Origin of the sequence: Photobacterium sp. GSS17, assembly GCF_028621875.1 — a bacterium.
GTDB lineage: Bacteria > Pseudomonadota > Gammaproteobacteria > Enterobacterales > Vibrionaceae > Photobacterium > Photobacterium ganghwense.
This window is the reverse complement of the sequence record NZ_CP117518.1, coordinates 1,564,760-1,588,528: the sequence shown is the minus strand read 5'-3', so window position 1 is coordinate 1,588,528 and position 23,769 is coordinate 1,564,760. Positions and strand designations below refer to the sequence as shown.

General features: G+C 50.2%; 20 protein-coding genes and 2 tRNA genes. 16 read left to right on the top strand and 6 right to left on the bottom strand.

Annotated features, from left to right (window positions below):
- Nucleotides 1-168 precede the first annotated feature (168 nt).
- Together PGW97_RS23520 and PGW97_RS23515 are read left to right on the top strand one after the other, a co-directional pair.
- On the top strand, nucleotides 169-1,062 hold the full coding sequence (locus tag PGW97_RS23520; RefSeq protein WP_047885128.1) for a LysR family transcriptional regulator: 894 nt from the start codon (nucleotides 169-171) through the stop codon (nucleotides 1,060-1,062).
- Nucleotides 1,063-1,263: 201 nt separating this feature from the next.
- Nucleotides 1,264-1,746, top strand: coding sequence for a DM13 domain-containing protein (locus tag PGW97_RS23515; protein WP_047885129.1), 483 nt, complete (start codon nucleotides 1,264-1,266; stop codon nucleotides 1,744-1,746).
- Between the two features lie 328 nt (nucleotides 1,747-2,074).
- Here the strand turns inward: PGW97_RS23515 and PGW97_RS23510 are convergent, their stop codons facing one another.
- Together PGW97_RS23510 and PGW97_RS23505 are read right to left on the bottom strand one after the other, a co-directional pair.
- Nucleotides 2,075-3,394, bottom strand: coding sequence for an aspartate aminotransferase family protein (locus PGW97_RS23510; RefSeq protein WP_047885130.1), 1,320 nt, complete (start codon nucleotides 3,392-3,394; stop codon nucleotides 2,075-2,077).
- Between the two features lie 256 nt (nucleotides 3,395-3,650).
- Nucleotides 3,651-4,544: a LysR family transcriptional regulator gene (locus tag PGW97_RS23505; RefSeq protein ID WP_273860653.1), complete on the bottom strand. Its 894-nt coding sequence runs from the start codon at nucleotides 4,542-4,544 to the stop codon at nucleotides 3,651-3,653.
- Nucleotides 4,545-4,790: 246 nt separating this feature from the next.
- On the opposite strand from PGW97_RS23505, the gene glaH reads away from it, so the two are divergent.
- A complete protein-coding gene (glaH, locus tag PGW97_RS23500) occupies nucleotides 4,791-5,750 on the top strand; it encodes a glutarate dioxygenase GlaH (RefSeq protein ID WP_047885131.1) in 960 nt (319 codons plus the stop codon).
- 113 nt (nucleotides 5,751-5,863) lie between these two features.
- Entirely contained in the window at nucleotides 5,864-7,114 is a 1,251-nt protein-coding gene (lhgO, locus tag PGW97_RS23495) for an L-2-hydroxyglutarate oxidase (protein WP_207103886.1), read from the top strand.
- A gap of 267 nt (nucleotides 7,115-7,381) precedes the next feature.
- Here lhgO and PGW97_RS23490 read toward each other — a convergent pair whose 3' ends face one another.
- The gene (locus PGW97_RS23490) at nucleotides 7,382-8,305 is read right to left on the bottom strand and encodes a LysR family transcriptional regulator (protein WP_047885133.1); all 924 of its coding nucleotides are present in this window, start codon (nucleotides 8,303-8,305) and stop codon (nucleotides 7,382-7,384) included.
- Nucleotides 8,306-8,448: 143 nt separating this feature from the next.
- Between PGW97_RS23490 and PGW97_RS23485 the strand changes: the two genes are divergently transcribed.
- The gene (locus PGW97_RS23485; RefSeq protein ID WP_207103885.1) at nucleotides 8,449-9,900 is read left to right on the top strand and encodes an NAD-dependent succinate-semialdehyde dehydrogenase; all 1,452 of its coding nucleotides are present in this window, start codon (nucleotides 8,449-8,451) and stop codon (nucleotides 9,898-9,900) included.
- Between the two features lie 197 nt (nucleotides 9,901-10,097).
- Here the strand turns inward: PGW97_RS23485 and PGW97_RS23480 are convergent, their stop codons facing one another.
- Nucleotides 10,098-10,247 carry a hypothetical protein gene (locus tag PGW97_RS23480; RefSeq protein WP_273860001.1) on the bottom strand — a complete coding sequence of 50 codons (150 nt, stop codon included), beginning with the start codon at nucleotides 10,245-10,247 and terminating at the stop codon, nucleotides 10,098-10,100.
- A gap of 114 nt (nucleotides 10,248-10,361) precedes the next feature.
- Between PGW97_RS23480 and PGW97_RS23475 the strand changes: the two genes are divergently transcribed.
- The 7 genes from PGW97_RS23475 (at nucleotide 10,362) to PGW97_RS23445 (ending at nucleotide 15,159) form a co-directional block, all read left to right on the top strand.
- The gene (locus PGW97_RS23475) at nucleotides 10,362-11,390 is read left to right on the top strand and encodes a TRAP transporter substrate-binding protein (protein WP_047885135.1); all 1,029 of its coding nucleotides are present in this window, start codon (nucleotides 10,362-10,364) and stop codon (nucleotides 11,388-11,390) included.
- A gap of 135 nt (nucleotides 11,391-11,525) precedes the next feature.
- The gene (locus PGW97_RS23470) at nucleotides 11,526-12,212 is read left to right on the top strand and encodes a TRAP transporter small permease subunit (protein WP_273860000.1); all 687 of its coding nucleotides are present in this window, start codon (nucleotides 11,526-11,528) and stop codon (nucleotides 12,210-12,212) included.
- A complete protein-coding gene (locus PGW97_RS23465) occupies nucleotides 12,209-13,531 on the top strand; it encodes a TRAP transporter large permease (RefSeq protein WP_047885136.1) in 1,323 nt (440 codons plus the stop codon). Before PGW97_RS23470 ends, PGW97_RS23465 begins: the two co-directional genes overlap by 4 nt.
- Entirely contained in the window at nucleotides 13,531-13,956 is a 426-nt protein-coding gene (locus PGW97_RS23460) for a universal stress protein (protein ID WP_207103883.1), read from the top strand. Before PGW97_RS23465 ends, PGW97_RS23460 begins: the two co-directional genes overlap by 1 nt.
- Before the next feature lie 185 nt (nucleotides 13,957-14,141).
- Entirely contained in the window at nucleotides 14,142-14,834 is a 693-nt protein-coding gene (locus PGW97_RS23455; RefSeq protein WP_047885138.1) for a DUF4336 domain-containing protein, read from the top strand.
- Between the two features lie 116 nt (nucleotides 14,835-14,950).
- Nucleotides 14,951-15,041, top strand: a tRNA-Ser gene (locus PGW97_RS23450).
- A gap of 41 nt (nucleotides 15,042-15,082) precedes the next feature.
- A tRNA-Asp gene (locus PGW97_RS23445) sits at nucleotides 15,083-15,159 on the top strand.
- Nucleotides 15,160-16,060: 901 nt separating this feature from the next.
- Here the strand turns inward: PGW97_RS23445 and PGW97_RS23440 are convergent.
- Nucleotides 16,061-16,579: an RrF2 family transcriptional regulator gene (locus PGW97_RS23440; protein ID WP_273859999.1), complete on the bottom strand. Its 519-nt coding sequence runs from the start codon at nucleotides 16,577-16,579 to the stop codon at nucleotides 16,061-16,063.
- Between the two features lie 162 nt (nucleotides 16,580-16,741).
- Between PGW97_RS23440 and PGW97_RS23435 the strand changes: the two genes are divergently transcribed.
- On the top strand, nucleotides 16,742-17,944 hold the full coding sequence (locus PGW97_RS23435; RefSeq protein WP_273859998.1) for an NAD(P)/FAD-dependent oxidoreductase: 1,203 nt from the start codon (nucleotides 16,742-16,744) through the stop codon (nucleotides 17,942-17,944).
- Between the two features lie 86 nt (nucleotides 17,945-18,030).
- Here PGW97_RS23435 and pdxR read toward each other — a convergent pair whose 3' ends face one another.
- Entirely contained in the window at nucleotides 18,031-19,410 is a 1,380-nt protein-coding gene (pdxR, locus tag PGW97_RS23430; RefSeq protein WP_273859997.1) for a MocR-like pyridoxine biosynthesis transcription factor PdxR, read from the bottom strand.
- Between the two features lie 109 nt (nucleotides 19,411-19,519).
- On the opposite strand from pdxR, the gene PGW97_RS23425 reads away from it, so the two are divergent.
- The 3 genes from PGW97_RS23425 to PGW97_RS23415 all read left to right on the top strand — a co-directional run bounded on the left by PGW97_RS23425 (nucleotide 19,520) and on the right by PGW97_RS23415 (nucleotide 23,410).
- On the top strand, nucleotides 19,520-20,143 hold the full coding sequence (locus PGW97_RS23425) for an FMN-dependent NADH-azoreductase (protein WP_273859996.1): 624 nt from the start codon (nucleotides 19,520-19,522) through the stop codon (nucleotides 20,141-20,143).
- Between the two features lie 47 nt (nucleotides 20,144-20,190).
- Nucleotides 20,191-21,246: a redoxin domain-containing protein gene (locus PGW97_RS23420; protein ID WP_273859995.1), complete on the top strand. Its 1,056-nt coding sequence runs from the start codon at nucleotides 20,191-20,193 to the stop codon at nucleotides 21,244-21,246.
- 82 nt (nucleotides 21,247-21,328) lie between these two features.
- Nucleotides 21,329-23,410: a protein-disulfide reductase DsbD family protein gene (locus PGW97_RS23415; protein ID WP_273859994.1), complete on the top strand. Its 2,082-nt coding sequence runs from the start codon at nucleotides 21,329-21,331 to the stop codon at nucleotides 23,408-23,410.
- Nucleotides 23,411-23,769 lie beyond the last annotated feature (359 nt).

Genomic DNA, 23,769 nt, shown 5'->3' with positions numbered 1-23,769 from the left:
TGTTAATTGTCTGACATCATAGCAATCCCAATTCACAGGAAAAGTTAGCAGTCATCACGATGTGTGATACCTTAAATGTGCGAATTGATGTGTGATTGATGTTCGAATTGAAGCGTGAATCGAGGGGTAAATTGATGTGCGAAATGCGCCGTGGCCGCAGGAGGATAGGTGTACAGTTTTGAACAGCTGAAAATGTTTTCGGCAGTGTGTGAATGCGGATCGTTCTCGGCGGCAGCCCGTAAGTTAAAGCGGGCGCAATCTGGGGTCAGTCAGGCCGTGGCTAATCTGGAAATTGCTCTGAATCAGACGTTGTTTGATCGCAGCGGCAATGTGCCGGTGCTGACCGAGGCCGGAAAAGCCTTGCTGCCCATTGCCCGTTCAGTGCTGTTACAGCAGCAGCGGCTGGATCAGAAAGTGCTGGCGCTTGAAGCCGCAGAGGAGCACGCGCTGACCATTGCGGTGGAAGAAAGCCTGATGGCTCCCTCTTTATTTCACTATCTGGATGTTATTAATGCGCAGTACCCGATGACCACGATTGAGATCACGACGGCATCAACATTTGATATCTATGATCTGGTGAAGGGGGGCGATGCCCATATCGGGGTGGTCTATGCAGACGGCAGCATGCAGGAGAACGTGGATTTTGTCACGTTAGGCTATGAGCGGTTTATCACCTTAGCTGCGCCTTCACATCCGTTGGCGGGCATGGCCCAGATTAATGATGCCGATCTGCGCAATTATCGCCAGTTGGCCCAGCGGTCTTCAGCCGGTAAGGAACTGTGGTTCAGCTACGCAATCAGCCCTCAGGTCTGGTATGCCAATACCCATCAGCTGCTGTTAGATATGGCGACGCAGGGGCTGGGCTGGGCGATTGTGCCGGAATCTCTGTCGCAGCCGTTTCTGACCAAGGGCGATCTTACCCTGTTGCAGGTGGAGTATGAACCGAACGGCTGGATGACGACGGTTGACCTGCTGCAGACCCGCAGCCATACCGGTGGTCCGGTTCGGCAGGCTGTGGTTGAGCAGATCACGAAATGGTTCAGCCGCCGGATGACGCAGTAAATCTTTTCACCCAGCAAGAGTGTTTAAGAAATCGAGCGTGATTATGAAATAAATGGCTGTCTCGAATTGGGTCTTTGTATCAGGGCGGATATGACGGGGAAATGCTGAAAGAGCTATTATAAATGAGTGATCCGAAGGGGTTGCTGTAAAGGGGCTTCCGAGCAGGGGTTACCGCATACGAGCTACCGTGAAGGAGCGTTCATGAAGGCCATGAAATGGATACCTAACATTGTCAGCCACAGTCTGATGCTGGCTATCGGCTTTATGCTGGGTATTTACTTGTTACCGGTGATGACGGCACCGCCACCGCCGCCGCAGAAGGCCGTGCAGCAGGTGGTGCTCAATGCGCGTTATCTGACCCTGTTCGTGCGGGACAGGGAGGACAGTGATTTTCTGCACTGGGGCGAAGGTGCCGTGGCGGTTGCTCCGGATGCGATCAGTTTTATCGGCGATATGGCACCGGGGCCGGACTATCGGGTATATCTGTCTCCTCAATTTGTTGAGACAGAAGCGGCGTTTAACACGCTCAAACCTCAGATGGTAGATATCGGATCGGTGAAAAACTTTAAAAGTTTTGTGGTTTATGTGCCGCCGTCGGTAGATATTGAACAGTACAATACGGTGATTATCTGGTGCGAGGCATTCAGTCAGTTTATTACCTCTGCCAAATACCGCTCTCATTAAGTGGCCTCAGCAGGCAGTGATTTGCTTCGCGGGTTGGGCTTGCCTGTTGCTTGGTATCTTTCCCTCTTTATTTGTCTATTCTCTATCTATTTTCTATTTTCTATTTTCTATTTTCTATTTTCTATTTTCTATTTGTTTTCTTTCAATCTCTCTTTTTGCTGCCTGGTTATTTTCTCTCTGGCTCTTTGTCCCTCAGCGATCAGCATAGTGGTGTATCTGGTGTGGATGCTGTTTACACGGCTTGGATTAGCGCCAGAAAATGCAGACAAAAAAACGCCAGGATGCCGAAAGGTTACATCCTGGCGAATCGGGGGGTGAATCGTTTTACTTATTTGGCTGGAATATCTTTAGCGACCGCTGCCAGCGTGTCGATAATCTGATCAACGTGTGATTTCTCAATGATCAGTGGTGGTGACAAGGCGATGGTGTTACCCATGCTGCGAACCAGCAGGCCCTTGTCGTAGCAGCGTTTCAGAATATCAAAACCGATTGGTTTGCCATCTGCCGGAGCGGCAAACTGCACCGCACCGATCAGGCCGTAGTTACGGATATCCACGATAGATTGAATGCCTTTCAGAGAATGCAGGCCGTCTGCAAAGTACTGACCGATTTCACCGCGGCCACGCTCCAGCAGACCTTCACGCTGGTAGATGTCCATGGTTGCCAGACCGGCAGCACAGGCAACAGGGTGGCCTGAGTAGGTGTAACCGTGGTAGAACTCGACGCTGCCTTCTGCGGCGCTGTTCACCACTGTCTCGTAAATCTCATCTTTGGCAAATACCGCTCCCAGAGGCACCACGCCACTGGTGATACCTTTTGCAGAGGTGATCAGATCAGGGGTAACCTCGAATTCCTGAGCAGCAAACGGTGAACCCAGACGGCCCCAGCCGGTGATCACTTCATCGAAAATCAGCACCACGTCATGACGGTCACAGATTTCACGCAGGCGTTTCAGGTAGCCTTTCGGTGGCAGAATTACCCCGCCGGCACCGGAAATCGGCTCAACGATCACGGCAGCAACGCTCTCGGCACCGTGGAACTGAATCAGTTGTTCCAGTTGCTCTGCTTTTTCTACGCCGTGCTCTGGCAGCCCTTTGCTGAAGGCATTGCGTTCAACATCCAGGGTGTGGCTCAGGTGATCGGCTGGCAGCAGCGGACCAAAACCGGTACGGTTTGGTGTCAGACCACCCACAGACAGGCCACCGAAGTTCACTCCGTGGTAAGCCAGTTCGCGGCCAATCAGTTTGAATTTCGTGGTGTTACCTTTGGCTCTCTGATAAGCCAGCGCAATTTTCAGCGCACTTTCTACCGCTTCAGAACCTGAGTTGGTGAAGAATACTTTGTTCAGGCCGGTTGGCGTGAACTCAACCAGACGCTCAGCAAATTCAAAGCCGATGTCGTGACCGAAGTTAAACGGTGAACTGTAGTCCAGCTCGGCGACCTGGCGAGCCATGGCTTCACCGATTTCCTGACGGGCGTGACCAGCGTTCACACACCACAGACCCGCCGTGGCATCCAGCAGCTGAGTCCCGTTATCTGAATAGCAATACATGCCTTCGGCACGATTAATAATGCGCGGGTTGGCTTTGAAATCGCGGTTTGCCGTAAATGGCATCCAGAAGGCGTCATAGCTCACTTTCTTTTTCATGTCCTGGCTCTGTGTTGTTGGTTGTTGCGTAAAGGTTATCGAGGTGTGTGAAAAAGGAAAATGACGGCGATTAAATATAAAGTTTTAATTCCTTCAAACAAACCAATGTGCCACAGGCCAGCCGGGTTTACCGTTTTGCGCTCAATCGAGCCTCTGCTCGATTGACGCGAAGTTTGCCACCCAGGTATCACTATGATTGCAATGGGGTTTTTAATGATTTTTGCAACGAGAATTGCCACGAGGTGTGCAACGAGGATTACGACGGGATTGGCAATTCGGCCTGCAACTCGGCTTGCAAAAACTTCACTAACGCCTGCGCCGCGCTCGACAGGTAGTGGCTGGATTTCCACCCCAGCCCGAGATGCAGCGGGATCGGCGGGTCAAACGGTACCGTCACCAGATCCGGTTCATCACGCACGATAATGGGCAGGCAGGTACTGATCCCGATGTTTTTGCGCACCAGTGACTTGAGCAGTTCAATCAGGTTGGTTTCAAACCGTAGATCCGGCGTGATTTTGTGTTGCTGGCAGTAGCGGCTGACGGATTCCCGCAGAAAATACCCGTTACGAAACAGTACCAGCGGCTGGCGGCAGAAAGCTTCCAGTGTGACTTTACCTTCGCTGGCAAACGGGTGATCCCGGCGTACACAGGCAACAATCTGCTCTTTGGCCAGCGTGACATGGCGGATCTGATCATGGCTGCGGTCTGAACGGATCAGCGCCAGATCGAGCTGGCCGTCGAGCAGCATCTTCTCCAGCGTCGCAGTACCGGCTTCGTGGATGTTGATCTGAATCCCTGGATAGGTCTGCTTAAACAGCGCCAGCGCATCGGGCAGGTAGTAAGACCCCAGCATGGCCGGCACACCAAACGTAATCACGCCGCTTTCCAGCCCTTTTCGTTCCTGGAGCTCCTTTTCGGCTTGTTCGACGTTTTCAAGGATCTGGCGGGTATGACGCAGTAACACCTGGCCGTCGCTGGTCAGGCTCATTTGCCGATCGCTGCGGTTAATCAGCTTCAGGCCGAGCTGCTGTTCCAGTTTCTGAATGCTGATGCTGAGTGCCGATTGTGCAATGCCAAGCTGATCCGCTGCGCGGGTGAAGTTGGCGGTCTCGGCCAGCACGTTGAAGTAGTGCAGTCGCTTGAGATCAATCATCACGAAATCCTTTTTTCGGGTGAAATGTTGGGAGGTCAGGCTTCCGCTTGCCAGATTTTTTCCTTTACTGACAATGTATTAAGCAAGGTATCTGGCTTGCTATCTAAAATATATATGGAAACTATCTCTACCATATATTGTTAATATCGTCACGACCTTGTTAATGTTTTGTTGCCTGCCAGGAGGCGGCGACACACTGTGAATGGAACCGGCAAACAGCCACGTATTACAAGGATTACAGCTATGACCATTGCTTCTGCAAACTATCTTAAGACTCAGGAATTTTCGGGATTCACTGTGGCCCCGCATTCGGTAAATGCCCGCCTTCAGGTCGTCACTCTTGCCAAACACACGCTGGATCGTTTTGTTGATCTGACCGCGAACTGGAGCGTACAGTCGATCGAATACAAGCCATTCCTGCGTTTTGCGGTTGCGGATGCGCTGGATAAAAGCTGTGACTACCAGCTGGGCAAAATGCTGAACCAGATCATGCTGGATCGCACCACGGGGGCATTCCTGCTGGAAGGTGACGAGCAGGCTCAGGCACAATTTGAAGATACCGACGAGCAGCGTGATTTCTTCGTAAAACTGTCAACAGCCATCTCTCACCTGATCGGTCTGCCGAACTTTGATGCCATGTACGGCAAGTTCTACGCTCGTTTCACCGTGCGTAACGAAGACAACAGCGACAGCTACCTGCGTCAGGCGCACCGCCGTATGGAACTGCACAACGACGGTACGTACGTCAATGAGCGCACCGACTTTGTCCTGATGATGAAGATGGACGAGAAAAATATGGAAATGGGTGACTCGCTGCTGCTGCATGTGGATGAATGGCAGGATCTGGAGCGTTTCTACCACCACCCGATGGCGAAACAAAACATTGTTTGGAGCGCGCCGCCAAGTAAGAACATTGGCTACTCCATCGAACACCCGGTTTTCTTTGAAGAAGACAGCGAAGGTAAGCCGCACATGCTGTTTATCGATCAGTTTGCTCAGCCACAAAACATGCAACAGGGCCTGTACCTTTACGAAATGGGCGAGTCACTGGAAAACGACACCAACTGCTTCAATGTACGTGTTCAGGTGGGTGCGATGCTGGTGGTTCATAACCACCGCTGGCTACATGGCCGTGACAAATTTGTTTCTAACCCTGGCCTTACTCGTGAACTGCTGCGTCAGCGCGGTCATTTTACCCGCTAACAGCCCGTTATCCGCGAACAGTCCGCTAACCGCGAGTTATGCTGTTAACGGTCCCTGTTGAGCACTCGCCGCAGGTTTGCGGCGAGTTTTTTCGTCTGTCTGGAGTATGAGTTTTGAGTAAGGTTTACGATTATGTGATTGTCGGCGGCGGTATTGTCGGCGTGTCTACGGCGTGGCAGCTGAAGCAGCGGTTTCCGGAGAAATCGGTGCTGGTCATTGAAAAAGAAGGGGGGCTGTCGACCCACCAGACCGGCCACAACAGCGGCGTGATTCATGCCGGGGTGTATTACGCGCCCGGCAGCCTGAAGGCCAAGTTCTGTAAGGCCGGATTGGAAGCCACTGTCGCGTTTTGTAAAAAGCACGATATCGCAATGGAAAACTGCGGCAAACTGCTGGTCGCGACCAACGCCGTTGAGCTTGAGCGCATGGAAGCCCTGTATCAGCGTTGCCATGAGAACGGAATCGAGGTGGAGCGCCTTGATCAGTATGAACTGAAAGCCAAAGAGCCTAACATCGTTGGGCTGGGTGCTTTGCTGGTACATACCACCAGTATCGTCAACTACCGCCGGGTCACCGAAAAAATGGCGGAAGAGTTCACCGCATTGGGCGGCGAGGTGCTGATGAATACCTGTGTGACGGCACTGAATGAAAGCGCTGACGCAGTGAGCGTGACCTGTCGTGCTGACAGCAGCGAATTCACGTTATCGGCCAAGTTCCTGATCACCTGTTCCGGCCTGATGGCTGACCGCACAACGAAGATGCTGGGGATTAAAACCGATTTCCAGATCATCCCGTACCGTGGTGAATATTACCGTCTGCCGGAAAAATACAACGATATCGTCAACCACTTGATTTACCCGATTCCGGATCCGGATTTACCGTTCCTTGGCGTGCACTTGACCCGGATGATCGACGGTTCGGTGACCGTCGGACCGAATGCGGTGCAGGGCTGGAAGCGGGAAGGCTACGGCAAGATCAATTTTAGTATTAAAGACACTGCGGAAATGCTGCGTTTCGGCGGATTCTGGAAAGTGACGCGCCAGCACCTGAAGAGCGGCTTGCGTGAAACGCTGAACTCATGGTGGAAACCGGGCTACCTCAAGCTGGTCAACAAATATTGTCCGCAAATCAAACTGGAAGACTTGCAGCCTTATCCGGCCGGGATCCGCGCTCAGGCGGTACTTAAAGATGGTACGTTGGTGCATGATTTCCTGTTCGCTGACAGCCCGCGCAGCCTGCACGTGTGTAACGCACCGTCACCGGCTGCTACCTCGGCCATGCCAATAGGGGATTACATCTGCCAAAAAGTGGTTGAAAAGCAGGGACTGGATACCCCATCTGCTGACACCTCTCAGGCGGCGTAAACGGCAGAAGGTGCCTGTGACGTGAAGTTGTCAGCGACATGAAGTCGATAAAACAGATAAAGAAAATCTGCGCCGACAACACACCGCTGTTTCCAAACAAAAAAACAAAACCACCACTGCCATTGATAATGGCAGTGGTGGTTTTGTTGTATTTTTTGAGCTGTGTTTTTTTGAGCTGTATTGGTCGAGTTGCTTTTTAGTTGGGGCGGCGGTGCCCATAAGCATGACGACAGAAACTCCGGTACCGGCGACATAACACCGACAGCACTACTGCCGGTAATGATCCTGCATGGTTTTGATAAACAATGAGCGCACCTTGTTAACGCTGCACGTTTTCTTGGTGATCGCCATGATCTCCAGCGTGTAGAATCGGCGATCAAGAGCGACGGGTTTCAGCTCACCGTCTTCCACGTAAGGGCGGGCATAATGCTCGGGCAGATAACCGATATAGCGCGATGACAGAATCAGCGCCAGTCGTGACTCATAGTTATAGGCAGTGGCCTTAAGGTTCATGTTCGCCAGATGGCCGCTGATGTTCTCCTGGGTTTTCATTCCAGCATAAGCGACCGGAAACCCGTCAATAATCTCATCACTCAGTTCTTCTTCATCCAGGCTATAAAGCGGGTTGTCCTTGCTGCAGTACAGATAGCAGGTATCTGAGTAGATATGCTGATAGTCCAGCCCGTCCAGACTGCGGTGATAAGGAATAAAGCCGATATCGGCCTCTTCACTCAGCACCTGCCGCTCGATTTCTGTCATGCGTGCCACTTCAGACGTCAGATATACCTCGCTGGCCAGCTTGGCGAATTTGCGGAATACCTGCGGCATGCCGGCGCGGGGATCCAGACTGATGGTATCGCTGAACAGCACGGTCAGTGAGCCGGTCAACTGACTGCCGAGGTGGTGGATGGTGCTGCGGAAATTCTCCAGCTCGCCCAGCAGCTTAACCGTGGCGTCATACACCACGGCACCTTCTTCCGTGAGCGAAAAGCCCGCCCGCCCGCGTCGGCACAGGATCAGGTTAAGGCGCGATTCCAGGTTGGAAATGTGAATGCTGATGGTCGAGCGACTGATATTCAGTTCGGTTTCTGCCGCCGAAAAACCGCCGCAGTCGGCAACTGTCTTGAAAATCTTCAGTTGCTTGATCTCGTAATCACCGATTTGACCTACCGGCATAGAGGGTCTTGTCATAGTTTTATGCCCGTAAAACTTCAGGTTTAACAGTGAAAATTTATTCAGCTGTCCCGATTGATAATATTCTGTTCACGCATTATGAACGGAATCGCAACATCATTCTATGAGCCGGGTATGAGTTCTCGGTTAAGGGCAGGTATATGGAAGATTTAAAGTTAGTTCAGTCTCAGGCTTTTATTGACGGTCAATGGGTTAACGCAGACAACGGCGCAACGCATCCGGTGTTTAATCCGGCCAATGGCGAGTTGATTGCGACCGTGCCGGATATGGGCGCGGCAGAAGCGGAACGCGCTGTGCTGACGGCAGACAAGGCGTTCGGACAGTGGAAAAAAACGACGGCCAAACATCGCGCCGGTCTGCTGAAAGCCTGGTTTGATCTGATTGTTGAGCATGCTGATGAGCTGGCCACCCTGCTGACAACTGAACAAGGCAAACCATACTCTGAAGCCTATGGCGAAGTGCTGTACGGGGCATCTTTCATCGAGTGGTTTGCCGAAGAAGCGAAACGCACTTACGGCGATCATATTCCGTCGGCCCGTCCGGAAAACCGTTATCTGACCATCAAACAGCCGGTTGGCGTGGTGGCGGCGATCACCCCGTGGAATTTCCCGATTGCGATGATCACCCGCAAAGTGGGACCGGCGTTGGCGGCTGGTTGTACCGTTGTGATCAAGCCGGGCGAAGACACGCCATTGTGCGCGTTGGCGCTGGTTAAGCTGGCCGAGTTGGCGGGCATTCCGGCCGGGGTGGTTAATATCGTGACGACTTCGGCACCGGCGACGGTGGGTGAGGTGCTGTGTACCCATCCTAAAGTGCGCAAGGTGTCCTTCACTGGCTCGACACCAGTGGGTAAGCACATTCTGGCGCAGGCCGCCGATACGGTGAAAAAGGTGTCGATGGAGCTGGGCGGTAATGCTCCGTTCATCGTGTTTGATGACGCAGACATTGGCAAAGCCGTGCAGGGCGCCATCATTGCCAAGTACCGTAATGCCGGGCAGACCTGTGTCTGTACCAACCGTCTGTATGTTCACGACGCGATTTATGACGAGTTCATGGCCCGTTACCTGGAAGCTGTTGCTGCGATGAAGATTGGTGCCGGACTGGAAAAAGGCACGGATATCGGGCCGCTGATTAATGCCCGAGCCGTCAGTAAAGTGGAAGGTCTGGTCAGCCGCGCGCTGGAGCAGGGCGCGGTACTGGCTGCCGGTGGCGCTGTGTCTGATGTTGGTCCGCAATTCTTCCAGCCGACGGTACTGGTGGATGTGAATGAAACAATGGATATCGCCCATCAGGAGCTGTTTGGCCCGGTGACCACCGTGTTCCGCTTTAGTAACGAGCAGGACGTGATTGAACGTGCCAACGCCACGCCATACGGCTTAGCCGCGTATTTCTACACCGAAAGCAACAGCCGCATCTGGCGGGTGAGCGAAGCGTTGGAGTACGGCATTGTCGGCATCAACGAAGGCATAATCTCGACCGAAGTTGCGCCGTTTGGCGGGGTGAAAGAGTCCGGCTGTGGCCGTGAAGGCTCTCGCTATGGCATTGAAGATTATTTGGAAATCAAATACCTGTGTTTGGGTGTGGGGGCGTAACACCTTGTGGCCTGTTGTCGCGAAGAGACAGAAAAATGCTTTCTGTAAGTGCAACCAGTAAGCACAGGTTGTACATGCAAGTGTGAGTGTAAATGTAAGTGTGTAGATGTGTGTTCCTGAATTCCGGGCTGCCGCGCCGTGAAGGCGTACGCTGCTCGGAGGAAGGAATTTTGTAAAATTTCGTCCTTTGAGAAATGTCATTGGGGCGCCAGGGCTCCATCCGGCATGTTGGCAACACCTTCGGGTGTTGCCTTTTTTTTATCTGTTTTTTCAGTCGGTTGTGCACAGAACCACCAGAAGGTTTGACCGCGGTAAAACTTTAGATAGAGAAAAACATATTTATTCATAGTAAATGACTTGTAATTATTTTAACAAAGCGGAAACAAAAGAAGTGGCAGTGAAACAAGCCACGTACGCTGTACCACACAGCAAATGGACATCTAAGACAAGGAGCCTAACCGATGTATCAATCCCCAAAACGACGTCATTTCCTCAAGCGCACACTGGCAGGGTGCGTACTTGCGTTTGCAGCAGGTTTATCTGTTGTTCCGCAGGCTGCGGCGGCTGAGCATAACTGGCGTTTTGTGAACCTTTATTCACGTGGGACTGCCTACGGTGAAGTCTACAAACATTTTGCAGAAAACATTGAAGCTATGTCAGGCGGTCGTATCGCGGTTCAGATGATGTATGCCGGAGAAGGCGTGGGTCAGACCGGGGTGCTGGGTTCAGTGAAATCCGGTCTGGTAACCATGGGTGCCCCTTTCCAGCCAATGCACGCGGGCGAGTTCCCTCCGGGCGTGGTGGAAGTGGGCCTGCCGGGCATGACTGACGATGTTGGTGAGCTGAGTGCGCTGTTCCATGAGCGTGGCTGGGGCGAAGTACTGACCGAAGCCTACGACAAGCAGAATCTGGTCTGGCTGGAACCTTACATTCAGCTACCGGTTTACGTGCTGACCAAAGAGCCAATCAAATCAATTGAAGATTTCAAAGGGTTGAAGATTCGTGCGCCGGGCGCGTACGGTAAGTTCCTGCGCAAGCTGGGGGCCTCACCGGCTTCTATGGCCTGGAGCGAAATCTACACCAGCCTGGCGACCGGCGTTATCGATGGCTCTATCGGCAGTAACCTGATTGACCACCGTGACGGTAACCACGTCGAAGTGGCGAAATACATGTACCCGCTGCCGATTGCCGGTGCCCAGGTGCTGCCGATTGTGGTGAACAAAATGGCCTGGAACAAACTGCCTGACGATCTGAAAGCCATCGTCCGCACTGCCAGTGCCCAGCATGCCCGTGAGCAGATGACCAAGTCTCGCCTGTGGGAGCAGCAGGCCATTGCCGATATGGCAGCCAAAGGCATGCAGTGGAGCCCAGAGCCAAGCGAAGCTGACAAACGTCAGTGGAGCGAAGCCGCTAACTCCTTGTGGAGCGAATACGCCAAATCCGATAAATACAGCAGCCGAATGGTCGACATTCTGCAAAAGCAACAATAAGGCGTTTTTACAAGGAAATCGCGAGGGGCTGATCGGCCCCTCGTCACTGTTTTATTTGCGTGAAATTTTCAGGCGTACTTTTAGACGCGGACTTGATGAGATGAAGCCCGGGAACGCGCTAAAGGGGAGGAAGTAATGTTAAGGATGACATTGGCGGCTTATTGCCGCGGTGTGAATGGTCTGGTCTACGGCGTTGGCTGGACGGCATCGTTGCTGATGCCGCTGCTGGCGGCAACGGTGGTGTTTGAGGTGTTCTCCCGCTATGTGCTGGGGAGCCCGACAATCTGGGCCTACGATGTGTCCCTGTTCCTGTTCGGTTATGTGGCAGCGCTCGGCGGCGCACTGGCCCAGCAGAAAAAAGCCCATATCAATGTGGACGTGCTGTACCTGACGGTATCGGCGCGCATGAAGTCGTTGTTCAACCTGTTTTCCTATTCGCTGGCCATCTTTTTTCTGGCCGTCATTTTACAAATGAGCTTCGGCAAATTTGAGGAAGCGATTGAGTTCAATTATCGCCGTCAGTCTGAGTGGGCGCCTACCATGGCTCACTTCTGGGTGATGATGATGGGAGCCAGCGCAATCTTCATTATGCAGCTCACCAGCGACTGGATTCAGGATGTCTGCTATCTGCTCACCGGCAAACCCCTGATCGTCGACAAAGCGACCCATAATGACGCTGAGCAAGCGCCGGTTATTCATCCGCAGGCCCTTGAGAATACGGAAAATCATCAGGCAAGTCAGCGTAAAGCGGCAGGCCCGAGCGACAACTCACATACGGAAACGGCTGCCACATATCAATCAGCCAAGATGGAGGATGCATGAGCATTGAAGTTCTGACGCTGATTTTGATTGGCTGTATTCTGGCCAGCTTTGCGCTGGGGGCTCCGGTTGGTCTGGCACTGGGCGGGATCGCCATGGGCATTGGTTACCTGACCTGGGGAGAGGGAATTTTCAACCTGATCCCGACCACCATTGAAAGCAGTTACTTCAGCTTTATCCTGCTGGCGATTCCGCTGTATATCTACATGGGACAACTGTTGACCCGTTCGGGGATTGGGGATGCCATGTTCAATGCCAGCCAGATGCTGATCGGCCGTGTACGTGGTTCGCTGGCGATCAGTGTTATCGGCGTGTGCTCCATGATTGGAGCCATGGTGGGGATTATCGGTGCCGGTATCATGACATCCGGCAGTATCGCACTCAAACCGATGCTGGAACGTGGCTACGACAAGCGTCTGGCGCTGGGCGTGATCATGGCTGGCGGCGGCCTGGGGATTCTGATCCCGCCGAGTATTCCGATGATCATGTACTCCGCCACTACCCAGAACTCGGTCGGGCGGATGTTTATCGCGGCCATTGTGCCGGCGCTGATCTCCATCGTCCTGATGGTGGCTTACGTGATTATCAGCTGTAAGCTCAATCCGGCCAAAGCTCCGCTGGATACCGGCAGCGAAGCGAAGATGACCCGTAAACAGAAGGTTCGCACGGCGCGGGACGGTTTTTTCTCGCTGCTGCTGATTGTCGCGGTGCTGGGAAGCATCATTACTGGGATTGCCACACCGACGGAATCCGGTGCCATTGGTGTCTTCGGGGCGATTCTGCTGGCCATTGCCTTTAAGCGATTCCGGCTGGAAATGTTCAAAACCTCCGGGTTTGAAACCGCCATGCTGGTGAGCGTGTCGATGTGGATTATTCTCGGGGCATCATTGTTCAGTAACTTCCATATGCTCAGTGGGGTGCAGAACATGGTGGCCGACTTTACCCACGATCTCGGGCTGCCGCCAATCGCTGTCATCATCTTGCTTCAGGTGGTCATGCTGCTGCTGGGCTTTATCATCGACGAGATGATCATCGTCCTGATGTGCGCGCCGCTGTTTACGCCAATCGCCGTGTCGTTGGGTTATGACCCGATCTGGTTCGGTATTCTGATGATTCTGAACATTGAAATCGCCGTGCAGACACCGCCATACGGCTTTGCCTTGTTCTACCTCAAAGGCATTGCGCCGCCGGGAGTCACCATGATGGATATCTACCGCTCGATTACCCCATTTATTCTGCTGAAACTGTGTGTGCTGATTCTGTGCATGCTGTTCCCTGAAGTGGTGTTGTGGCTGCCGAATACATTAATGGGAGAAAACTGATGAGACTGAAATACATCCTGATCCCGGTTGATTTGGCCTTTTCCGCCGTGGTGGAGCGGGAGCTGGCCATGGCGCTGAGGTTGCTTGATGACGACGGCAAAATCGACATGCTGTATGTGGAAGATGCTCGTGCCCATCACAGCATGGTGCCGACCGTGTCCAGCGACACGTTTGGCGGGTATGCCAAAACTCACCGCGAGGCGTTGCAACTGATGCTGACCAACCTGGTGCCTGAGCCCCATCGTGGGCGATGCGTGATCCGCAACGGAGTGGTAGCTGATGAAATCGTCGCGCAGGCACGGGAAAGCAAGGTGGATGCGATTGTGATGGCATCAGCCAAGCCGAAGTTTCGCTCTTACCTGCTTGGCTCCAATGCTGCCCGGGTTGTGCGACATGCTCCTTGCTCGGTGCTGGTGGCACGGTGATTAAGCACTAAGTGTGCGCTGATTGTACACTCATGCTGAATGGTTCCTGCGGTAACGGTTCCTGAAGTGGCGAAAAATTTCGTCACTTCAGGGATGTAGCACGCAATGTGATCGGGTCGGCAGGTATCTTTGATGACCTCTGGCAATATACATTTATCGTCAGGTCATCAAGAAGCGAGGTCAGGATGCGTCAGATTGGGGAAAACCTTTGGGTACACGAAGATTCGATGTCGATGATGGGCACCCGCTTGGGATTGCGAATGACCATTATCCGGCTGGCCGACGGGGCGGTATGGGTACATTCACCAACAGCCATGTCCGATCATCTGAAGCATCAGGTCGACGGCATTGGTCAGGTCAAATACATCGTCGCGGCTAATAACGCTCACAGCAAGTGGTTGCAAGAGTGGTGCGAAGCCTACCCTGACGCCGATGCCTATGTCAGTGCAGGCATACCGCGTAAGGTGCCGCTGTCAAACTACCATATCCTCCAGAAGGGGATGGAAAACGTCTGGAAAGAGGACTTACTCTGGGAAACCATGCCACATGTCCCGCTTTTCAACGAAACCGTCTTTTTTCATCAGCCCTCCCGCTCGCTCATCGTTACCGACATGATCCAGAACTACCCTGAACAGGAACCCGAAGGCATGGCGGGATTGTTAACCAAGTATGTGTTTGAGCCCATAGGTTTTAAAGGCTGTTGTGTTGCACCGCCGCTGAAAATGGGGCTCACCATTAAAGACAAACAAGCGTTCGCCCGTTTTATCGATCACATCCGGCAATGGGATTTTGAACGTATTGTCGTGACCCACGGCGATATTATCGAGGACGATGCAAAAACGATCTTTTCTGACCTTACAGCCAGATTTCTTCAGTAAAGGCGTATTTTTAGTGAAAATATGCCGATTTTGATGCTTTAGTGAGCGGTCGGTCAATTTCCTGATTTTAAAGCTTTACAGCCATCAGGGAACCCCGTACTATTCGCCGCACTTACGGAGAGATGGCTGAGTGGTTGAAAGCACCGGTCTTGAAAACCGGCATACGTTAATAGCGTATCTAGGGTTCAAATCCCTATCTCTCCGCCACATTCTGGAAATTGGGCGCAAGCTGGATTTCATAAAGAATTGGAGCGGTAGTTCAGTTGGTTAGAATACCGGCCTGTCACGCCGGGGGTCGCGGGTTCGAGTCCCGTCCGCTCCGCCACTACAACGAAGCCTCGTCAGAAATGACGGGGCTTTTTTGTTTGTGTTGAGTTTAGGTTTGCCCTGCGGACAAGTGAGTCCCGCTGGAGCGCCAGCCCTGCCGTTCCGCTACGACAACGAAGCCTCGTCAGAAATGATGGGCTTTTTTGCTTGTGTTGAGTTTAGGTTTGCCCTGCGGGCAAATGAGTCCCGCTGGAGCGCCAGCCCGGCCGCTCCGCCACGACAACGAAGCCTCGTCAGAAATGATGGGCTTTTTTGTTTGTGTTGGGTTTAGGTTTGCCCTGCGGACAAATGAGTCCCGCTGGAGCGCTAGCCCGGCCGTTCCGCCACGACAACGAAGCCTCGTCAGAAATGACGGGGCTTTTTTGTTTGTGTTGGGTTTTAGGTTTGCCCTGCGGACAAGTGAGTCCCGCTGGAGCACCAGCCCGGCCGTTCCGCCACGACAACGAAGCCTCGTCAGAAATGACGGGGCTTTTTTGTTTGTGTTGGGTTTCCTGCGGGCAAATGAGTCCCGCTGGAGCGCCAGCCCGGTCGTTCCGCCACGTCACGACAACGAAGCCTCGTCAGGAATGACGGGGCTTTTTTGTGTTGGACTTATGCTTTCGTGGTTGTTGTTCAGACTCAGCTAGTCTTTCCTTTTGCTGAAAGTGATAGCTATTGACCCGAAAATGTCCCAAGGCAAGGTAGAATCATTGCTCGTAACAGAATCTACAGTTTCGTTTTGACTTGGATTATCGTGTCTAGCGAATAAGTTGCGATTCAGTATGTGGATGCAAAAAGATCGTCATTTGTTTTGCCAATCTAGTGGTAATTGAATCAATAGATTGGCGAATAAAAGACGATGAGTTCCGACTTACTCGACGATTTGATGAGACCGAAACCTATTAAAGGAAGGGTAATCGCTATGCTTTATGCTCTGAATTTCTAGTCGAACCGATCCAATCTTTAATTTCTAAAGCATAAGTAGTGTGGGCTTTTGCATACATTTGTTTCGAAAGCATTAAAATTGACTGTTCAGCCAAGACTTGTTGCATCTGGTTCTGAGCTTTTCTCATTAGTGCGTGAATACCGCACATCCCTTCGCATGCCCATTTGGGTACGTCATCAGTGAAGATATTCATCCGTTGCCGGATTTCTTTACAGTCAAAAATAGATTTTTCACCATCTATCGCTATCACGATATCAAGAACGCTGATATCCGCAGGCGATTTGGCAAGCTTGTAGCCGCCTTTACGGCCTTCCGAACTTTCGACTAACCCGGCTTTTGAGAACTTAGTAAATATTTTACCCAAATAATCATAAGGTACGCCCTGTAAGTTCGCCGCCTCTCGAACTGACATCTCTCTAGGAGCACCATCTTCATCAACCATATTCACCAAGCAGTGAATCCCGTACTCAACGCCCGAGCTGTAAAAAGCCATGAGTTACCCTCTGTTTCTAATTACTTGGGAGTTTAAATCACTCTCTTGCCACAAGCATAAAGAAATCGCTTACAAAAATAAACTGCGACCAAAGTTGTCGCAGTTATTTTTTCTTGTATGCTGCGAAAAAATGATGAGTCAGCAATTAACGAGGAATCTCTTATGAGCAAAGAAATAGTGATTGTCGGTGCCGGTTTTGCGGGGATGTGGACGGCGTTGAGTGCCGCACGTTTGGCAAAGCTAAAAAAAGCGGATGACATCAGTGTTGTTGTCATCGCGCCGGTTGCAGAACTACGTGTTCGCCCACGCTTTTATGAGTCGAAAGTACAGACACTGGTGTCTCCGTTGATGCCTGTTTTTGAGGCTATGGGGGTGAAATTTATTACAGGGAATGTCACCCACATCGAGTCGGACAAACAGCTCGTTGTTTATGTTGATGAAAACCAAAACTTAGTAACCAAGCACTACGACAGGCTGGTATTAGCGGCAGGTTCAAACCTGCGCCGAGATATGGTGAAAGGTATTGCAGAGCATGCTTTTGATCTTGACCAAATAGATACCGCCGCGGTGCTTGAGCAGCATCTCAATGGCCTGGCAAGCAAGCCGTCATCTCAGGCTCGCAATACCGTTGTAGTTTGTGGTGGCGGATTCACAGGCATTGAAATTGCGACGGAACTGCCTGCCAGACTCAAAGCTCTGTTGGGTGAGAGCGAGCCTGTTCGAGTCATTATCATTGAACGTAATGGCCAAATTGGTACGAATTACAGCCAAGAACTTCAGGATGTCATCAAGCAAGCGACGGACGATCTTGAGATTGAATGGATACTCAATGCGCAGATTGAAGAAATCACCGCACACGGTTTACGGCTCTGTTCTGGCGAAGAAATTCAATCCGATACCGTCATCTGGACGGCTGGCGTCAAAGCGAATGATCTGACGAACGTGTTCGCAAAACAGCAAGGTCCGCAGGGCAGGCTGCATGTTGAGTCTTCATTGAAGGTGATCGATCAGTCGAACATATTCGCAACCGGTGATGTGGCTTATGCAGCAACGGATGATAAAGGCAATCATGCACTGATGAGCTGCCAGCATGCGATTTTAATGGGTAAGTTCGCTGGGCATAATGTCGCCGCGAGTCTATTAGATTGTGACTACTTGCCATACAAACAAGAAAACTATGTGACTTGTTTAGATCTTGGTTCATGGGGCGCGGTGTTTACCGAGGGCTGGGATCAGAAAGTCAAATCAGTCAAAGAAGACGCTAAGAAGATCAAAATAGCCATCACCAACGAACTTATCTACCCACCGAAAGCGGAACTGGACTTAATCATGGAACAAGCCGATCCGCTTGCTCCGTGGGTATAAGTCACGTCATTGCACTTTAAACTGCACAGACAAAACGCCGTTTACTCGCGTTGTCTGTGTATGTTTAACGCGTTATAAATTGAGGTTTAAAGCAGTGCTTTTAGTCTTAATATCAACGCTGTGCATTCTTCTTCTGTTTTGATATTGGTGAAACTGAGAATCAAACCTGGATGAGTTTTCTTTAAAGACCACTGAGACAGAGCTTGAGAATAGAGCCCTTCATGTAAGAGCTTGTTCGCAATCTCAACGTCATTACAGCTGGGATCGTTGAATTTTAATATCATGTGCATCCCGCCAGGTTGAGGCTCAATGGAGACGTTATCTCCCAAATATTGAGCAAACAATTTAGCCGCGAACTCTCTGCGTTTGCGATATAGCTTGCGCATCCGCTGAATATGACGGGTGAAATGTCCCTCTTGCATGAAGTTGAAAATACAGAGTTGGGTTAATCCGGCGACATTGCCTGCATACAAATCGGAGAGTTGTTCAAAACGACTCACCAAGTTTTGCGGAACCACAATGTAAGCCGTTCTGAGGTTAGGGAAAAGAACTTTGCTGAAAGTACCAGAATATATGACGCGGTCTTGAGTATCTAAGCTCTTTAGAGCAGGTAGCGGTAAGCCCGTGTGTCGGTACTCGCCGTCATAGTCATCTTCAATAATCCAACTGTCATTGCCAGCGGCCCAATCCAATAACATCTGACGTCTTTGCAGTGATAGAGAAACGCAAGTTGGGCTTTGATGTGCAGGGGTAACAACGAGAGCCTTAATCTCGCGATCTTTAGGAATTGTTACGCCACTGCCGTCGACAGGCACAAAAGCAGGAGTCAGGCGTTCATTCTCCAAGATCAACTTGGTGAGAGGATAACCTGGGTCTTCGACACCCACTTTGTCATCAGGAGAGAGCAATGCCTTGGTGATCCACTTTATGGAGTTTACATAGCCGGAAGTAATGAATACCTGCGTCGGTTGGCACTGCACCCCGCGATACAAGTTTAAATATTGGGCAATCGCCAATCTCAGTTCTGGCAAGCCATAAACAGAAGGATACGTCAGGTTATCTATCGCGGTATTGCGCGCGTTTCTGGCCGCCATCCTTGCCCAAGTTTTAAAGGGGAAAGCATCCAGTGCAGGGATCCCAAGTTGGAAAGGGAGGATATCTGTTGTTTGAAGATCGGTGGTAAAGCCGGGCTGACGAACGGTCACGTCGTTCAAAGAAGGTTTCGGTTGCTCAATAAGGTTTTGGCTGACTCTCGTACCAGCTTGTCCTTTTGCTTCAATAAAACCTTCGGATTTCAGAAGAGCGTAGCCTTCTTCCACGCTGCCACGTGATAGCCCCATTTCTTTGGCGAGGGCACGTGCGGATGGAATACGTTCACCGGGTTTGAGCACGCCTTCTAAAATCGCGGTGTGAATACGCTTGTAAACCAGTTTATAGGCAAACAGTTTGTTCTGGCCTTTTTGCATGTCCAATCATGGTCCATAAAAATCTTAAACTTATGGCTCTTATTGTAAGCCATATTAGTTTGTAACATCACTACCAATACGGTGTGACGATCGAAGATTTGGAGATAATATGAAAATACTATTGATCAACAGTAGTTCGAGGCAACAAGCGTCCTCGACATATTTCCTTGCGCAAGCCCTGCTTAAACGTGTGTCGATGCTCACGCCTGTGAGCGTGACGGAAGAAAACGTGACGGTACTTCCACAGGTGGATAGCGAATATTCAATCTCCGTGGCGAGTACTGAACAAGATTATGATGAGTCGAAGGGCAGTCTCGCGTTGTCGAATCGACTTATCGACGATTTAGTCGAAGCCGACATGGTGATCGTGATGTCTCCGATGCATAACTTCTCGTTGCCTTCCGGATTAAAAAGTTGGGTGGATCATGTTGTTCGAGCCCAAAAGACGTTCGCAATAACGCCAACCGGGAAACGGGGATTATTAGACGATAAACCGGTGTATGTGCTTATTTCTTCCGGTGGGAAGTTTTCAGGAAATGATGCGTATCAACCCGACTTTTTTACACCATATATGAAAGAAGTACTCAGCACGATTGGCATAAACAGTGTCAGTTTTTTCGCTATTGAAAGTACCGTTTCTTCTCATGATGTCATCGAAAATAATATTAAATTAATTCGTCAAAAACTATTGGCACATCTAGAAGAAAACTTCATCAAAACCAAATTATTATAAATTTCCTTACTTAAACCTTTATAGTCACTTCAAATAGGATGCTCAATATGAAGCCTATGTACAAAAAATATTTAAAGTTCTTATTTACGACAGTATTATTCCTCACTCCCTTATATCAGCAAGCTCATGCGGAAGAAATGGACTACTCAGCCGACGGTGAACGTCGCGCTAAATCGGCGGGCGAGCTTTTGGTTGGGAAACCAGCGCCGGATATGAAAATCACCACCATTGACGGCACCGTCATAGACTTGAGCGAAGTGTATGGAAATAAACCTGTCTATATCAAATTCTGGGCGACATGGTGTATACCTTGTCGTGAGCAAATGCCTGGGTTCGAAGCAATATACCAGCAATACCATGATCAAATAGAAGTGATATCCGTGAACACTGGTATTAATGACAGCGTAAAGTCTGTGAAGCCGTTTATGGCAAAAATGGGACTGACGATGCCGACAGTGATTGATGATGGAACACTCGCTCGTGCGTTTCAATTAAGGGTTACCCCACAACATGTGTTGATTGATAAACAAGGCTTGTTTTCATACTTTGGCCATGTCGATGACGAAGATTTTCATCATCAACTTGAGCGTGCCATTAAACAACCCTCCGTTGACAAGGTGACCTACGCTAGCTCGTCTGAGCCGACTACACGTGCGTATCAAGTCGGCGATACGTTGCAAGGTTTAGATTTCACCACGATCAATGACAAAAGCCTTGAAGTAAAATTTGGTCATAAAAATAGCGACAAAGTCGGACTGGTATTTTTTGGCCCTTGGTGCGAATGGTATTTGGAAGAGACGGCACCGGAGTCTTCAAAGGCGTGTACTAAAGTGCGCGAACTTCTCGAAGTGAAATCTCAATCAGAAGATATGAAATGGGTCTCTATCTCCACCAATGTTTGGTCCTCAGTTGCTGAACTTCACGAATATAAAAAGAGTTATGGAACCAGTCTACCGATTGTATTTGATGGTAATGGAAAGCTATTTGAAAAGTTTGATGTCAATCAAATCCCAACGATTATTTTAATTGATAAGAATGGACGCATTGAATCGAAAGTATCTGTACAGGATAGTGAATTTGATAATGTTTTAGCATCACTGTGAAATTATAGGATATAAAAGTCCAACAATGGCTGTTATTTTAATTTCAAATGAATATTAACAGCCATCGTTTTAACTGTTAGAGATGAAAGCCATGAAGTGCGTCGCTATTTTCGTCCGCATAATGACTCTTATCGCTTGTATGATTGTTTCATTTCAAGCGCTGAGTAATCAATATGATTACCCGAACAATTTACTGTCTGTTTCGATTATTCCAGAGCTTGAACATCCGTCTGTTGGTCAAACACAAACGCTAGCGTTAAAAATGACGCCTCAAGAAGGCTGGCATGGGTATTGGAAAAACCCAGGTGATGCTGGGTTTGCCAATCATTTCAAATGGTCTTTACCTGAAGGTGTGACTGTTGGCGATTTTGCATACCCTGCACCGAGCCAACTGCTCACCAGTGGTTTAATGAACTATATATACCACGGCGAATATGTGCTGTTAGCCCCTTTGACGATCAGCAAAGATTATCAAGACGGTGAGTCTGTCGACTTAGTTCTCGAACTCAATTACTTGGTGTGCAACCCAGAAAGTTGCTTACCGGAAAGTCAGTCATTGAGTACGACGTTGACGGTTGGTGACGGTGCAAAAGATAGCGCTCTGCAAAATCGGTTTAACCAGTGGCAGGCATTAATCCCTAAACCCATCAACGAAACCGGGCAGTTTTACACCAGCGACGAGACGTTTACGCTACGTTTGCCATTGCCCAGCTCTGTCGATATTAAGAACGTCGATATTAAGAACGCGCACGTTTATCCCGTCATCAACGATTTAATGTCTAACAGCGCCGCTCAACAATTTACTTTAAAAGATGATCGCCTCACGATGACTACGACGAAAGGCGACTTGGATGGCGACTTATTTGAAGGCGTCCTCGAGCTCAATAATGGGACTTCGTTGCGATTTCAGGCAGAGCGCATCGATGCTTCAAGTTCGTTGTCCGGTCAGCCGGATTCATGGATGGATAACGACATCGTTCTCTCTATCATCGCGTTTCTGGGAGCAATTGCGGGTGGCCTATTGCTCAACATCATGCCGTGTGTGTTTCCCATCTTGAGCCTGAAAATTTTAAGCATTGCGCATCAAGGCTCTGAAAAAGAAGCCAGAACCGGTGCTCTAGCCTACACGTTCGGTGCTGTCTTAGTGTGTGTGGTGCTGGGAGGTATCATTCTTGCGTTAAGAGCGCTGGGTCATCAGGTGGGGTGGGCGTTTCAACTGCAAAGCCCAGTTGTCATCGCGACGTTGATTATCTTGATGAATGCGATCGGTTTTAACCTGGCGGGGTTGTATGAGCTTGGGACAATAACGTCTGGTTCGAGCTTACAAGAATCTAAAGGGCCAAAAGGGGATTTTTGGACAGGTGTACTTGCCGCGTTTATCGCGACTCCATGTACCGGTCCATTTATGGCGACAGCATTAGGCGCAGCATTAGTGTTACCGGTTGTTAGCGCATTTATGATCTTTGCCGGGTTAGGTTTTGGCATGGCGTTGCCATTTTTGTTGGTGAGCTTTATCCCGAGGTTGCGGACGGTGCTGCCAAAACCGGGAGCGTGGATGGTCACCGCAAGACGCATCCTGGCACTGCCAATGTTTATCACTGTGCTGGGGCTGTTATGGATATTGATGCGTCAGGCCAGCAGCGATTTCACACTGTTGGTCATTTCGGCGACCATGCTGTCAACATTTGGCTTGTGGCTAACCGGTTTATGGCAAGTCTCACAACGCAAGATGCGTTGGTGGCCAGCCATTGTGTTGAGCCTGTTACCTCTGTTAGTGATGGTCTCGTGGGATTCAGATGCATTGGCACAGCCATCTCAAATCGAGCCCAATGCTTTGCAGTTCGATCAAGCAAAATTGGATGAGTTGAAAACTGAGCACGATGTGTTTTTGTACTTCACGGCGGATTGGTGTTTGACTTGCAAAGTGAATGAAAGCACCTCGATAGAACGAGACAGCGTGAAAGAGGTGTTTAATCAACAGGGTGTGGTATCCATGGTCGGCGACTGGACCAATGGTGACAGTGTGATCACTCAATTCCTGACAAAGCATAAACGCTCGGGTGTACCACTTTATTTATGGTATCGAAAAGGGTCAGACGTTCCAGAGATTCTGCCTCAGATATTAACCCCCAACATTCTTCTTAATCAGTTGTCCGAACAGTAATGAAATCCAAGCCATATAACTATGTTTATATGGCTTGGTATAGAGCTAATCGAAAATCATTTAACTCAGCATACCTTTCATTTAAATCAAATCAATTATCTACCGGCAGTGATGCATACACTGAAACGATCGGTAACCTGTAAACCCAGTTAACTCCCTAACTCATAAATGGTCCAATACCAATTTCCCCTTCTTCTATCTAGCCCCTAACTCTTCCCAGAAGTCAACTCTCCCCAAAACCAACCCTCACCAACTACCCTAAACTATACGGTATTGATATGGCGTAGCCTGCCTTCAGAGGGCGTAATCATGCATGTGAAATCTGTTTTTGAATCGGTTTGCAGTCTGCTGTGGTTGTT

Excerpts from the sequence above, each read along its gene's own strand:
- PGW97_RS23420 (WP_273859995.1), top strand. The coding sequence starts at position 20,191 with ATGAAGCCTATGTACAAAAAATATTTAAAGTTCTTATTTACGACAGTA.
- PGW97_RS23515 (WP_047885129.1), top strand. The coding sequence starts at position 1,264 with ATGAAGGCCATGAAATGGATACCTAACATTGTCAGCCACAGTCTGATG.
- PGW97_RS23455 (WP_047885138.1), top strand. The coding sequence starts at position 14,142 with ATGCGTCAGATTGGGGAAAACCTTTGGGTACACGAAGATTCGATGTCG.
- PGW97_RS23480 (WP_273860001.1), bottom strand. The coding sequence starts at position 10,247 with ATGAATAAATATGTTTTTCTCTATCTAAAGTTTTACCGCGGTCAAACC.
- PGW97_RS23490 (WP_047885133.1), bottom strand. The coding sequence starts at position 8,305 with ATGACAAGACCCTCTATGCCGGTAGGTCAAATCGGTGATTACGAGATC.
- PGW97_RS23470 (WP_273860000.1), top strand. The coding sequence starts at position 11,526 with ATGTTAAGGATGACATTGGCGGCTTATTGCCGCGGTGTGAATGGTCTG.
- PGW97_RS23465 (WP_047885136.1), top strand. The coding sequence starts at position 12,209 with ATGAGCATTGAAGTTCTGACGCTGATTTTGATTGGCTGTATTCTGGCC.
- PGW97_RS23415 (WP_273859994.1), top strand. The coding sequence starts at position 21,329 with ATGAAAGCCATGAAGTGCGTCGCTATTTTCGTCCGCATAATGACTCTT.
- pdxR (WP_273859997.1), bottom strand. The coding sequence starts at position 19,410 with ATGCAAAAAGGCCAGAACAAACTGTTTGCCTATAAACTGGTTTACAAG.
- PGW97_RS23510 (WP_047885130.1), bottom strand. The coding sequence starts at position 3,394 with ATGAAAAAGAAAGTGAGCTATGACGCCTTCTGGATGCCATTTACGGCA.
- PGW97_RS23440 (WP_273859999.1), bottom strand. The coding sequence starts at position 16,579 with ATGGCTTTTTACAGCTCGGGCGTTGAGTACGGGATTCACTGCTTGGTG.
- PGW97_RS23475 (WP_047885135.1), top strand. The coding sequence starts at position 10,362 with ATGTATCAATCCCCAAAACGACGTCATTTCCTCAAGCGCACACTGGCA.
- glaH (WP_047885131.1), top strand. The coding sequence starts at position 4,791 with ATGACCATTGCTTCTGCAAACTATCTTAAGACTCAGGAATTTTCGGGA.
- PGW97_RS23460 (WP_207103883.1), top strand. The coding sequence starts at position 13,531 with ATGAGACTGAAATACATCCTGATCCCGGTTGATTTGGCCTTTTCCGCC.
- PGW97_RS23425 (WP_273859996.1), top strand. The coding sequence starts at position 19,520 with ATGAAAATACTATTGATCAACAGTAGTTCGAGGCAACAAGCGTCCTCG.
- PGW97_RS23435 (WP_273859998.1), top strand. The coding sequence starts at position 16,742 with ATGAGCAAAGAAATAGTGATTGTCGGTGCCGGTTTTGCGGGGATGTGG.
- PGW97_RS23485 (WP_207103885.1), top strand. The coding sequence starts at position 8,449 with ATGGAAGATTTAAAGTTAGTTCAGTCTCAGGCTTTTATTGACGGTCAA.